The 12,425-nt window shown below is 59.5% G+C and carries 10 protein-coding genes; 9 read left to right on the forward strand and 1 reads right to left on the reverse strand.

The window, feature by feature from the left end:
• The first annotated feature begins 261 nt into the window (after positions 1 to 261).
• The 4 genes from dprA to ROS217_RS00955 all read left to right on the forward strand — a co-directional run bounded on the left by dprA (position 262) and on the right by ROS217_RS00955 (position 5,744).
• Positions 262 to 1,413: a DNA-processing protein DprA gene (gene dprA / locus ROS217_RS00940; protein WP_083781485.1), complete on the forward strand. Its 1,152-nt coding sequence runs from the start codon at positions 262 to 264 to the stop codon at positions 1,411 to 1,413.
• Positions 1,414 to 1,571: 158 nt separating this feature from the next.
• Complete coding sequence (gene topA, locus ROS217_RS00945; protein WP_009815756.1) at positions 1,572 to 4,292, forward strand: type I DNA topoisomerase; 2,721 nt, start codon at positions 1,572 to 1,574, stop codon at positions 4,290 to 4,292.
• Positions 4,293 to 4,419: 127 nt separating this feature from the next.
• Complete coding sequence (locus ROS217_RS00950; RefSeq protein ID WP_009815757.1) at positions 4,420 to 5,115, forward strand: CoA transferase subunit A; 696 nt, start codon at positions 4,420 to 4,422, stop codon at positions 5,113 to 5,115.
• Positions 5,115 to 5,744 (forward strand): 3-oxoacid CoA-transferase subunit B, encoded by a 630-nt coding sequence (locus ROS217_RS00955; RefSeq protein ID WP_009815758.1) that lies wholly within the window; start codon positions 5,115 to 5,117, stop codon positions 5,742 to 5,744. The genes ROS217_RS00950 and ROS217_RS00955 overlap by 1 nt, the downstream gene beginning before the upstream one ends.
• Before the next feature lie 48 nt (positions 5,745 to 5,792).
• Here ROS217_RS00955 and ROS217_RS00960 read toward each other — a convergent pair whose 3' ends face one another.
• The gene (locus ROS217_RS00960; protein WP_009815759.1) at positions 5,793 to 6,611 is read right to left on the reverse strand and encodes a lytic transglycosylase domain-containing protein; all 819 of its coding nucleotides are present in this window, start codon (positions 6,609 to 6,611) and stop codon (positions 5,793 to 5,795) included.
• 355 nt (positions 6,612 to 6,966) lie between these two features.
• Between ROS217_RS00960 and ROS217_RS00965 the strand changes: the two genes are divergently transcribed.
• The 5 genes from ROS217_RS00965 to ROS217_RS00985 all read left to right on the forward strand — a co-directional run bounded on the left by ROS217_RS00965 (position 6,967) and on the right by ROS217_RS00985 (position 12,419).
• Positions 6,967 to 7,176 carry a Flp family type IVb pilin gene (locus tag ROS217_RS00965; RefSeq protein ID WP_009815760.1) on the forward strand — a complete coding sequence of 70 codons (210 nt, stop codon included), beginning with the start codon at positions 6,967 to 6,969 and terminating at the stop codon, positions 7,174 to 7,176.
• A 574-nt stretch (positions 7,177 to 7,750) separates the two neighbouring features.
• The gene (cpaB, locus tag ROS217_RS00970; protein WP_009815761.1) at positions 7,751 to 8,620 is read left to right on the forward strand and encodes a Flp pilus assembly protein CpaB; all 870 of its coding nucleotides are present in this window, start codon (positions 7,751 to 7,753) and stop codon (positions 8,618 to 8,620) included.
• A 210-nt stretch (positions 8,621 to 8,830) separates the two neighbouring features.
• Positions 8,831 to 10,249 (forward strand): type II and III secretion system protein family protein, encoded by a 1,419-nt coding sequence (locus tag ROS217_RS00975; protein ID WP_040650271.1) that lies wholly within the window; start codon positions 8,831 to 8,833, stop codon positions 10,247 to 10,249.
• Positions 10,250 to 10,263: 14 nt separating this feature from the next.
• Positions 10,264 to 10,923: an OmpA family protein gene (locus ROS217_RS00980; protein WP_009815764.1), complete on the forward strand. Its 660-nt coding sequence runs from the start codon at positions 10,264 to 10,266 to the stop codon at positions 10,921 to 10,923.
• Between the two features lie 254 nt (positions 10,924 to 11,177).
• Positions 11,178 to 12,419, forward strand: coding sequence for an AAA family ATPase (locus ROS217_RS00985; protein ID WP_040650845.1), 1,242 nt, complete (start codon positions 11,178 to 11,180; stop codon positions 12,417 to 12,419).
• The last annotated feature ends 6 nt before the right edge of the window (positions 12,420 to 12,425 follow it).

Here is a 12,425-nt window from a genome sequence, read left to right on the forward strand (position 1 = left end):
GCCGTCAGCGGTGCGTGGATTGCCGCATATCCAGCGGCCCGCATCGCGCTCCGCTCACGACCGGCCTCGCTTGGCACGCAGCCAACACCTCCACCGACGCGTGACCGGCCCGTACAAAACCTCAAAAGCAAAAATAATTAATGTTTAGTATCAATTAATTGTGAGAAATTTCTGAAAAATCTGCGACTCACTCGATTGCGGTTTACCGCACGTTAACCCTCTCACCGTTATCCATGATCTTGCAAGCAGGCGAGGTCACGGATGCCCGAAGATACCCATCCTTCCACTCACCCCCCACTCCCACCCACCACGGAAGATGATCGGGTGTCGTGGCTTCGCCTCTTGCGCTCTCGCCGGGTTGGTCCGGCCACCTTTCATCGCCTGATGGCCGCGCATGGCAGCGCGCAAGCGGCGCTTGCGGCCCTGCCAGAGGTGGCGCGCGCGGCGGGTGTTGCGGATTACACACCCTGCCCCATCGGTGCGGCCGAGGCGGAATTGCGCTCGGGGCGCGCCGCGGGGGCCCGCCTGATCTGCGCTTCAGATCCGGAATTTCCCAGCCGATTGCAAGAGATACAGGATGCGCCGCCGCTTCTGTGGATCATGGGCGATGCCGCGCTGCTCGCGCGTCCCATGATCGCCCTGGTGGGAGCGCGCAATGCCTCGTCACTTGGCACCCGCATGGCTAAATCCCTCGCGGCTGACCTCTCGGCCCGTGGCTATCTCATTGTCTCGGGCCTAGCGCGTGGCATCGACACCGCCGCCCATCTGGGCAGTCTCACCGGTGGCACTGTCGCGATCATGGCGGGCGGGGTCGATGTGATCTATCCGGCGGAGAACTCGAAATTGGCCAGCGACATCCTCGCCAATGGCCTGCGCCTCTCGGAACAGCCCATCGGCCTCATCCCGCAGGCCCGGCATTTCCCCAGCCGCAACCGGCTGGTCAGCGGTTTGGCGCAGGCTGTGGTCGTGGTAGAGGCCGCCGCTAAATCCGGATCTCTGATCACCGCGCGCACCGCCCTCGATCAGGGGCGCGATGTGATGGCCGTGCCCGGCCACCCGATTGACGCCCGCGCCAGTGGCTGCAACATGCTCATCCGCGACGGGGCCATTCTGGTGCGCAACGCAGAGGATGTGATCGACGCCCTGCCTCAGATCCCCCTCCTCAAACCGGCTCCCGCCCCTCAGACCGAGATGCCCCTCGACGCCGCACCTGTCCCCCCGCGCAGCCTGCGCGAAACGGCGAGCCTGCACGCGCAGATCCTCAACCGTCTCGGACCCTCTCCCTTGGCCGAGGATCAGCTGATCCGCGATCTCTCCACTCCCGCGCACAAAGTTGCCCCGGCGCTGCTTGACCTTGAACTTGACGGGCGTATCACCCGGCATCCGGGCGGTCTCTTGGCGCTCGCACGGTGAGAATCGTCGATAGGGTTCTGAGCGCCCGTGATCCGCAAAGCCCCGTTCGGGGTCATAAAGTCGCGGTTTTGCAACCCTTACGGCTAGATTGACAATTCCCCTTGCCAGCCCACATGGTGCCCCGCCATAAGCCTCGACCAGAGTCGGAAGGAGTGCCCATGCCCGTTGTCGTTGTAGAATCGCCCGCCAAAGCCAAGACAATCAACAAGTATTTGGGCGACGGATACACGGTTCTGGCAAGCTATGGCCACGTCCGCGACCTGCCTGCCAAAGATGGCTCTGTCGACACAGAGCACGGATTTGAGATGACATGGGAAATCGGCGTCGACAGCCGAAAACATGTCAAGGCCATCGCCGATGCGCTTAAGGACGACAACGCGCTGATCCTCGCCACTGACCCCGACCGCGAAGGAGAGGCCATCAGCTGGCATCTTGAAGAAACCCTGCGCAAGCGCAAGGCGATCACCAAGGACACCCCCGTCAGCCGCGTGGTGTTCAACGCGATCACCAAATCCGCCGTCACCGAGGCGATGAAAAATCCCCGTCAGGTCGATGCGCCACTGGTCGAGGCCTATCTGGCCCGCCGCGCGCTGGATTACCTCGTCGGCTTCAACCTAAGCCCGGTGCTCTGGCGCAAACTGCCCGGCGCGCGCTCGGCTGGGCGCGTGCAGTCGGTCTGCCTGCGCCTCATCGTCGAACGCGAGATGGAGATCGAGGCCTTTACCGCCCGCGAATACTGGTCCGTCAAGGCCGTGCTGACCACGCCACGCGGACAGGATTATGAGGCGCGGCTTGTCTCGCTCGCGGGCAAGAAGCTCGACAAATTCGATCTGGAGAACGCCACGCAGGCCGAATTGGCGGTGCAAGCCATCACCTCCCGCACGCTCACCGTCACCTCGGTCGAGGCGAAACCGGCCAGCCGCAACCCCTCTGCCCCCTTCATGACCTCGACCTTGCAACAAGAGGCCAGCCGCAAATTCGGCATGGGTGCCAAGCAATGCATGTCTGCCGCGCAACGGCTCTACGAGGCCGGATACATCACCTATATGCGGACCGACGGCATCGACATGGCGCCCGAGGCCGTGATGGCCGCGCGCGACGCGATCAAGGACCGCTTTGGCCCCGAATACCTGCCAAAATCGCCGCGCATGTACAAGAACAAGGCCAAGAACGCCCAAGAGGCGCATGAATGTATCCGCCCCACAGAGATGACCCGCGACGCAGGTCATATCAAAACCTCTGACGCGGATCAGCGCAAACTCTACGATCTCATCTGGAAGCGCACCCTCGCCTGTCAGATGGAGGCGGCACGGATGGAGCGCACCACTGTCGAGATCGGCAGCAACGATGGACAGGTCGGACTGCGTGCCACCGGTCAGGTGATGCTCTTTGAGGGCTTTCTCAAGGTCTACGAAGAAGGCCGCGATGATGTCAGCGGCGACGAGGATGATCGCCGCCTGCCGCAGATCATGCAGGGCGAACCCGCAGCCTTTGCCAAATCCTCGCTCCGGGCTGAGTTTGCCAAGGCAAGCGACGGGGCCGAGTCGACCGCCGCGGTGCTCTCTCCCAACGAAGCCATCCTTGGCCTTCAGCATTTCACCCAACCGCCACCCCGCTACACCGAGGCGACGCTGGTCAAGAAGATGGAAGAATTGGGCATCGGCCGCCCCTCGACCTATGCCAGCGTTCTGACCACGATTCAGGACCGCGAATATGTGCGCAAGGAACAGAACCGCCTCTTCCCCGAGGATAAGGGCCGCATTGTCACGGTCTTTCTGATCAATTTCTTCCGCAAATACGTGGGCTACGAATTCACCGCCAATCTCGAAGAGGATCTCGACCGCGTCAGCGCGGGCGAGGCGGATTACAAGGAAATTCTGGCGCGGTTCTGGCGCGATTTCTCCGCCGCGATTGCCGAAACGTCAGAGCTGCGCATCACCGAAGTGCTCACTGTGCTCGACGCGGCCCTTGCCCCCACACTCTATCCCCCGCGCGAGGATGGCAGCGACCCGCGTCAGTGCCCGCTCTGCGGCACCGGTCAGTTGCATCTCAAAACCTCGCGCTCGGGCGGCTTTGTCGGCTGTGGCAATTACCCTGAATGCCGTTACACCCGTCCCATCGGCGGGGATGCCGGGGAAAAAGGCGACCGGATTCTGGGCGAAGATGAGAACGGCATTGAGATTTCGCTGCGCTCGGGCCGCTTTGGCCCCTATGTGCAGCGTGGCGAGGCGACGGAAGAGAACAAGAAACCCGACCGCGCCAGCCTGCCCAAAGGCTGGAGCGCCGAGGCGATGACGCTGGAAAAGGCGCTCACCCTGCTCAGCCTGCCGCGCGAGGTGGGCCAACACCCCGAAGGCGGCATGATTTCCGCCAATTTCGGGCGCTTTGGCCCCTATCTCATGCATCAATCGCCGGAAGAGGCCAAACCGGTCTACGCCAATCTCAAAGACCCGAATGATGTGTTCGAAATCGGCATGAACCGCGCCGTTGAACTCTTGGCCGCCAAACGCGCCAATCCCGGTGGGCGCGGACGTGCTGCGGCCAAGGCGCTGCGCGAAATGGGCGACCACCCCGAACATGGCGGCCCGATCCAGATCCTTGAGGGGCGCTATGGTCCCTATATCAAATGGGACAAGGTCAACGCGACCCTGCCCAAAGGCACCGAGCCGGAGGATGTGACGATGGAGATGGCCGTCGAGGCCATTGCCGCCAAGGCCTCCAAACCCGGTAAGGGGCGCAAGACCGCCGCCAAGAAACCTGCCGCCAAAACCGCAGCCGCCAAGAAACCGGCCACGAAAAAGGCACCGGCAAAAAAGGCTCCTGCGAAAAAAACCAGCAGCGCAAAGGCCCCGGCCAAACGGGCCGCCGCAGGCGAATAGTCCCACGCCACACAGAGCTGGGTCTACGTAGTAATCCTTAATCCGCGTAGTTGCAGAGAGGGGTGCGTTGACTCGTGCCCACAATGCGCCCCATACCGGGGCCGACAACTGTCTGGAGGAGTTTCAAATGAAAAAGGTTTACGGCTCTGCCGCCGAGGCGCTTGACGGGATCTTGCGGGATGGCATGCTGATCGCGGCGGGCGGCTTTGGGCTCTGTGGCATTCCCGAATTGCTCTTGGCAGCCATCCGCGACTCTGGCGTCAAGGATCTGACCTTTGCCAGCAACAATGCAGGCGTCGATGATTTTGGCATCGGCATCCTGCTGCAGACCCGGCAAGTGCGCAAAATGATGTCCTCCTATGTGGGCGAGAATGCCGAATTCATGCGCCAGTATCTCTCGGGCGAGCTGGAACTTGAATTCAACCCGCAGGGCACCTTGGCCGAGCGTATGCGCGCTGGCGGCTGCGGCATCCCCGGTTTTTACACCAAGACCGGCGTCGGCACTCAGGTGGCCGAGGGCAAGGAACACAAGGACTTCAACGGCGAGACTTATATTCTCGAACGGGGCATCTTTGCCGACCTCTCGATCGTCAAGGCGTGGAAGGCCGACACCACCGGCAACGCGATCTTTCGCAAGACCGCCCGCAACTTCAACCCGCCGGCCGCGATGTGCGGCAAGATCTGCATCATGGAGGTCGAGGAAATCGTCCAACCCGGCGAATTGGACCCCGACACCATCCACCTGCCGGGCATCTATGTGCATCGCCTCGTACAAGGCACACATGAGAAACGCATCGAACAACGTACCGTGAGGGCAGCATAATGGCTTGGGATCGCAATCAGATGGCCGCACGCGCGGCGCGAGAGCTTGAGGATGGCACCTATGTGAACCTCGGGATCGGCATTCCGACACTGGTGCCCAATTTCATCCCCGAAGGCGTGACCGTTACCCTGCAATCGGAAAACGGCATGCTGGGCATGGGTCCGTTTCCAGTCGCAGGCACCGAAGACCCGGACCTGATCAACGCTGGCAAGCAGACCATCACCGAAGTACCGCAGACCAGCTATTTCGACAGCGCGCTGAGTTTCGGCATGATCCGCGGGGGCAAGATCGCCATGGCGATCCTCGGAGCCATGGAAGTGGCCGAGAATGGCGATCTCGCAAACTGGATGATCCCAGGCAAGCTGGTCAAGGGCATGGGCGGTGCCATGGATCTCGTGGCGGGCGTGGGCCGAGTGGTCGTGGTCATGGACCACACCAACAAGCATGGCGAGTCGAAAGTGCTCAAATCCTGCACCCTGCCGCTCACCGGCACGGGCGTGGTCAATCGGATCATCTCGAACCTGGGCGTTCTGGACGTGGTCGACGGCGGTCTCAAGATTGTTGAGTTGGCCGAAGGCGTCACCGAAGACGAATTGCGCGCCGCGACCGAGGCGACCATCGTCAACTGATCGTCGTCAACTGGAATCCAAGGGCCGAGCGCTTGCGTCGTTCGGCCCTTACTTCATCGCCAGATTGAGCGCGCAGGCGTCCGTGATCAATTCCGGCTGCGTCTTGCACAGCCCGCGCGCCACCTCATAGGCGGCCAGCACCTTGGGGATATAGTCGCGGGTCTCTGTATAGGGCGGCACGCCACCGTGCTGTTTGACGGCGTTCTCGCCGGCATTATACCCCGCAAGCGCCAGCACCACATCGCCTTTGAACTCCGTCATCAGCCAGTCCAGATAGGCCACCCCGCCCCGGATATTCTGGGCCGGTGACAGGCTGTCGGTCACACCAAAGCGACGGGCCGTATCCGGCATGAGCTGCATCAACCCCTGCGCCCCTGCCCCGCTGAGTGCTGCAGGCCGCCCAGAGGATTCGACAGCGATCACCGCCAGAACCAACGCAGGAGAGATTTGCGTGCCGATGGTCTCGCTGAGGATATGACGACCTTCCGAACGGGCGATGTCTTGCACCGATTGTAGCCGAGGCGCGCTGACGTATTTGCCAGCGGGCGGCCTGCTCAGATGGTCCATCGCCGTTCGCAGGCGTAGGTTAGGATCGGTTTCCTGATCGGCAGGGACAAGTTCCCAGAACCACCCATAGGCCGCAATACGCGGCACGTCAGGGGTGACAGGCGCAGGTGTCTCCGTCTTTTTGACACGCGGCGCGGGGGCCTGAGGCGTAACCTGCACGAGCGGTCCGCGTCGTGTCCCCGGCGCAGGTGCCTTTTCCCGCTTGAAGGTGAAGTCAGCGAAGGGCTGCGGCTCCTGCGCCACAACAGGGCCGGTTCCTGCAAGAATCGCAGCAAACACCAAAAGACTTAAAATTTTCATAGCGGGCGCTGCTCTGCCTCTGATTGATTGTGTCAAGTATTGCAAAAATACGCCTCCGACGCCAGTATTGTCGTGATTGAGGGTGCGAGCACCGCACAATTGCGCCACAATCCCCCCTTCAAACCTGAAGAAAAACGGTTTTTCAGATTTTCTTCTGTTGTTTTTCAATATCTTAAGATTTTTCATGGAGTTTCTTCAGGTCACTCAAAAATTGGTCCATTGCCGCCAAATTCCCGCCTGATTTGACCCGCTATATGGCTTCACACCACGACGGCAGCGGGCCATTAAAAAAATCGGGTCCTAAACTGAAGCGGCTGTAACAACACAAGCAACTGATCCTTTGGAGGGACCAACAATGATCAAATTTTTCAAAAACTTCTCGAAAGACGAAGACGGCGCCGTAACGGTTGACTGGGTCGTTCTGACCGCAGCCGTCGTTGGCCTGGGTATCGCTGGTGTGGCATCGGTCAACAGCGGCATCACCTCGCTGGCCACCGCAATCGAAACTGGAGTCTCCGGTCAGACGGTCGGGACGGGTGCAGCTGCTCCCACAACCACACCGTAATACGACCCGAACGTGTTAGGGTCATGGCCGCAAATCCACGATTTGCGGCCATTACGCCCTAAACACGCATAGCGCTCATGCGCGAAATTCAGAACCTTGGTTAAAGCGTATAGACACTCAGAACATCCAAACGCCGAAGTTCAGGAATTTCCGTACCGAAAGGCGAATTTTGGAATGCGACACATAGCAAGACGATTTGCGTTCGACCAGGATGGGGCGGTGACTGTCGATTGGGTGGTGCTCACCGCAGCCGTCGTAGGTCTGGCTGTAGGCGCGATTTTAACGATCCAAAACGCGACAACATCCCTTGGCGGCGACGTTTCAACTGCCGTTTCCAACGTGACTGTCGGAACTGGCAACTAGTCAATCTTCGACTGTCGAGAAGAACTCCGGAAGGTTAATCCTTCTGGAGTTCTTTCGTTCTGCTCTTTCAAAAGACACTCCACCAACGCCGAGCGCCGCGAAACGTTCTCGATACATCCAAACTTCCGCCGCATTTGTATGTGATTGCATGGTGCGAGATAGGAGATCGCATAGCGGTTTCTCCTAAAAGATAACCTGGAGAGGAATAGCCATGCGAATTGTCTTCGGATTGGTGCTAATGCTGGGATTAGGGCTTGCGGGTTTTGCGGTCTATATGGCCAAGACCTACATCGACGGCTATCAGCAGCAGTTGGCCTTGGAGCGTCAACAACGCGCGCCCAATATCGAAACGGTCGACATCTATGTGGCCAACCAATTGATAAAATACGGCGAGCCCCTCACCACAGAAGCCGTGCGATTGATCGCCTTTCCCAAAGACTCTCTACCCGAAGGAGCCTTCAGCTCCACGGAAGAGCTGTTTCCCAGCGGGGCAAGCGTCGTGCGCAAAGCGCTGCGTCGCATGGAGAAAAACGAACCCATCCTTGCGGTCAAGGTTACAAAACCCGGCGAAGAAGCCGGTATAACGTCGCAATTGGAGCGCGGCATGCGGGCGTTTGCCATCAAGGTGGATGTGACCAGCGGCGTTTCAGGTTTCCTGCGCCCCGGTGACACGGTCGATATCTATTGGACGGGTAGCATCGGAGCGGGCAATCTGCGCACTGAGGAAGATTCCACGGGCGAAGTCACCAAGCTGATCGACACAGGCGTGAAACTGATCGCAGTTGATCAGGTCGCCGACATGGATATGACCGAGGCAGTGGTTGCCCGCACAGTGGCCGTTGCGGTCACGCCCAACCAAGTTGCCGCATTGGCGCAAGCTCAATCCACCGGGCGGCTGTCGCTGTCGCTGGTCGGCGCGTCGGACGATACGGTGGCCCAGTCCATCGAGGTAGACCAACGTCGGCTCCTCGGACTCACTGCACAGGCGGTCGTCAAGCAGGAGGCGATCCCGGAAACCTGCACCATCCGCACGCGGCGTGGAGCAGAGGTGATCGAGACACCCATTCCCTGCACGAACTGACCCTGCACGAACTGACCCGGTCAGGGACGTTCGGCATTGGCACCCGCTCGCGGGTGCCTTTTTTTCGTACATGTAGGATTTGGTCACACAAATAAGAAAAATGCACAAAACTGCATTGATTCTTGAAAAAAAATCGGAACTGCCGCAATGTGGCACAAATCCGGGCGACAAGACCCGACAAAATGAGGCGTGATCGGAAAGGCAGGTCACATGAAATTGCGTAGATATTTATGCGCGGCTCTCTTTGGGCTGGCGTGTGTTGCTGGCCACGTACCACAGCCTGCACAGGCAGAGACGATCCGGGTCGTTCGCAACGGCACGTCCAGCGTTCTCAGCGTGGCGATGAACAGGGCCGTGGTTGTCGAGAGCGATTCACCCTTCGCGGAATTGAGCATTGCAAACCCTGCCATCGCTGATTTTTCAACGCTGTCAGACCGGACGATCTATGTCTTGGGCAAGACTCCGGGGCGCACCACTCTCAGCCTGTTTGATGGCGCAGGACAACTCATCACCAATATCGACGTGCATGTCAGCACGGATATAGAAGAGTTCAAGGAACGCCTGAAACAAATTCTACCGGGCGAACCGATTGAGGTGCGCAGCGCCAATGACGGTATCGTGATTTCTGGTACAGTCTCCAGCTCATCCCGCATGCAACGCGCTCTGGACCTCGCCGAGCGCTATGCACCCGAACGTGTGTCAAACCTGATGTCGGTCTCCGGCAAACAACAGGTGATGCTCAAGGTTCGCTTTGCCGAAATGCAACGCAGCGTGTCCAAGGCCCTCTCGACCTCGCTCTCTATCGACGCGCGTGGGGCCAATCAGGTCGGCGTCTTCGGCGGCACCAACACCACGAACACGCTAGGTGGCGTGCTGGGGTCGACGGCGGGGACAATTCCTGGTGCGAATGACAACAACGGCGTCTTTAACTTCGGCTTTGACGTGGGCTCGGTCGAGGTTGGCATTCTGCTTGAGGCGCTGGAAACCAAGGGCGTTGTGCGCACCTTGGCAGAGCCGAACCTGACCGCCCTATCGGGCCAAGAGGCCAAATTTCTTGCAGGTGGCGAATTTCCGGTGCCCGTGGCTCAGGATAACGACACCACCACCGTCGAATTCAAACCCTTCGGTGTCGAGCTGAACTTCGTGCCGCGCGTCGTGGACGACGGCATTATCAACCTCGAGATGGCGGCAGCGGTATCCTCGATTGATACGAGCAATTCTTTGGTTTCAGACGGTTTTTCGATCCCTGCCTTCCGCCGCCGCGACACGTCCACGACTGTGGCCCTGCGCGACGGCGAGAGCTTTGCGATTGCCGGTCTCTTGCAGGATGATTTCCGCGACAATGCTGGTCAGGTTCCGTGGCTGGGCGATGTGCCGGTCTTGGGCGCACTCTTCCGAAGTGCCGATTATCAGCGCTCGCAGACCGAGCTCGTGATCATCGTCTCGGCGCATTTGGTGTCACCCTCCCGTGGTGAGGCGCTTGCCTTGCCGACAGATCGCGTGAAACTTCCGTCGGAGAAAGATTTGTTCCTGAATGGTCGCGTTGCCAATGGCGTCAGTGACCGGGGCGCAGTGGGTGAGGTGGCCAAGCAGGATTTCACCGGATCCTACGGCTATGTGATGGATTGAGCAGGGGACTGGCTATGAAACATGTTCTCGCACTTGCCGGCCTGATCGCCGCTTCGGCCTGTGCCCCACAAGACGAGGTTTATCGCTCGTATTTCAACGAAGCGGGCGCACATGTGGATAGCGGCCATTTCGGAGAGGCGGTGATGAACAACCACCTCGTGATGACGGGGGAGCGCAGCTATACCTACGATTTGGCGAACCGCTTTGCCAGCGAGGTATTGAGCACCGTCAACTTCGCCTTCAACTCGGCCGAACTGGACACAGGCGCGCGCGACACGCTGCGTGAACAGGCCAGATGGATTCGTCAATTCCCCGAAGTGCGGTTTCGCGTTTATGGTCATACCGATGCCGTCGGGTCGGACAGCTACAACAAGACCCTCGGCATGCGGCGCGCCCAGGCCGTTGTCGCCTTTCTCTCAAGTCAGGGCATAAGCCGTGCCCGGCTCGAGGCGGTCGCGTCGTTTGGAGAAACGCAGCCCTTGATCGTGACCGATGGTCGCGAACGCCGCAATCGGCGCACGGTCACCGAGGTGTCGGGCTTTGTCCAATCCCATCCGATTGTCATGGATGGCAAATACGCCCAAGTTGTGTACCGCGAATACATCAACAGCGCCGTGCCGAGATCGGAACTTCTGATGATCGAGACGTCCGGCTCGACCCAATCCGAAGAATAGCTCGCGGATTTTGATTTCTCCCTGTTCGGCTTAGCCCGAACCACCTCAAACCCGCCCCAATTGGGCGGGTTTTTTGTCTCTGAACATCGCACAATTACGATCTTTTGGCCCAAATGTCGCCAATATTTCCGAGCATGTTCCCCAAGAGCCAAAAGTTTCCGTCGCATACAGCGCTCCGTGAGATTGCCATCGTTTCCTTGTTCAACAGGGGTCCGGCAACGTTCGCACAGCGACGGCAAAAACAGGACCGAATGATGAGTAGTGTTATAAAACAATCAGACCCAAGCCCGATCATCGCCTGCACCATCAGCCGCGATGTCCAGAATTTTGATCTGCTGATCGAGGATATGGAGGCCGCCATGGGCGAGGCCTGGGGCGATCTCGGGTTTGCCGAGGCCTTGGCCTTTTTCAACCAGCCAGAAGCGGAATCGTTGGAATTCGTCGCCGTCGCGATTGACGAGGCGGACGAGGATGATCTGGTCATGCTGGGTGAAATCATCGGGCTTGCCAACAAGAAGGGCGTCAAAGTCATTCTCATTGCCGAGGACGTGACCCCTGCGGCGCTGCATCAACTGCTGCGCCAGGGTGCCGATGAATTTGTCCCCTACCCCCTTCCCGAAGGCGAACTTCAGGCAGCTATCGAACGGCTGCAGACGGCCCCTGCGCCGGTTCACCTAGCCCCGGCGCTCACACATGCGGCGCTTGCCACACCGACAGCCGGCGACGGCGTGATCTTTGCGGTTCAGGGTCTTGCAGGGGGCACGGGCGCCACCACGCTGGCTGTCAACCTCGCATGGGAACTGGCCAATATCGAGAAAGCCAATCCCCCCCGCGTTTGCCTGTTGGATTTCAGCCTGCAATTCGGCTCTGTCTCGACCTATCTCGATCTGCCGCGCCGCGACGTGGTGTTTGAAATGTGGTCAGATACCGAGGCGCTGGACGACGACATATTCCGGCAGGCGTTGGTCGCCTTCGAGGAAAAGCTCTGGGTCTTGACCGCCCCGTCGGATGTCCTGCCGCTCGACATGATCTCCTCCGAGGATGTGAACAAGGTGCTGGCCCTCGCCCGCAAGCATTTCGACTATGTCGTCATTGATATGCCGGGGTCTTTGGTCCAGTGGACCGAAGCGGTCCTGCATTCCGCGCAAGTTTACTTTACGACGCTTGAGTTGGATATGCGCTCGGCACAAAATGCCCTGCGGATCAAGCGGGCCCTGCAATCCGAAGACCTGCCGGTCGACAAGCTGCGTTATTGTTTGAACCGCTCTCCAAAATTCACCGATCTGAACGGCAAGAGCCGGGTGAAACGCATGGCCGAAAGTCTCGAAATACGGATCGAGATCTTGTTGCCGGACGGCGGGCGCGCCGTTTGTCAAAGCTCGGATCATGGTTTGCCACTGGCCTCGAGTACCGCCAAGAATCCATTGCGCCGCGAAATCGCCAAGCTGGCCAGCTCCTTGCATGCTCTTGGCAAGAGCGACGCCGAAGCGGCCTAAAACAAG

Origin of the sequence: Roseovarius sp. 217 (assembly GCF_000152845.1) — a bacterium.
Lineage (GTDB): Bacteria > Pseudomonadota > Alphaproteobacteria > Rhodobacterales > Rhodobacteraceae > Roseovarius.

What these genes read in the sequence shown, in the direction of transcription:
- ROS217_RS00955 (WP_009815758.1), top strand. Translation starts at nt 5,115, where the DNA reads ATGGCTTGGGATCGCAATCAGATGGCCGCACGCGCGGCGCGAGAGCTT.
- ROS217_RS00960 (WP_009815759.1), bottom strand. Translation starts at nt 6,611, where the DNA reads ATGAAAATTTTAAGTCTTTTGGTGTTTGCTGCGATTCTTGCAGGAACC.
- ROS217_RS00980 (WP_009815764.1), top strand. Translation starts at nt 10,264, where the DNA reads ATGAAACATGTTCTCGCACTTGCCGGCCTGATCGCCGCTTCGGCCTGT.
- ROS217_RS00950 (WP_009815757.1), top strand. Translation starts at nt 4,420, where the DNA reads ATGAAAAAGGTTTACGGCTCTGCCGCCGAGGCGCTTGACGGGATCTTG.
- dprA (WP_083781485.1), top strand. Translation starts at nt 262, where the DNA reads ATGCCCGAAGATACCCATCCTTCCACTCACCCCCCACTCCCACCCACC.
- cpaB (WP_009815761.1), top strand. Translation starts at nt 7,751, where the DNA reads ATGCGAATTGTCTTCGGATTGGTGCTAATGCTGGGATTAGGGCTTGCG.
- ROS217_RS00975 (WP_040650271.1), top strand. Translation starts at nt 8,831, where the DNA reads ATGAAATTGCGTAGATATTTATGCGCGGCTCTCTTTGGGCTGGCGTGT.
- ROS217_RS00965 (WP_009815760.1), top strand. Translation starts at nt 6,967, where the DNA reads ATGATCAAATTTTTCAAAAACTTCTCGAAAGACGAAGACGGCGCCGTA.
- topA (WP_009815756.1), top strand. Translation starts at nt 1,572, where the DNA reads ATGCCCGTTGTCGTTGTAGAATCGCCCGCCAAAGCCAAGACAATCAAC.
- ROS217_RS00985 (WP_040650845.1), top strand. Translation starts at nt 11,178, where the DNA reads ATGAGTAGTGTTATAAAACAATCAGACCCAAGCCCGATCATCGCCTGC.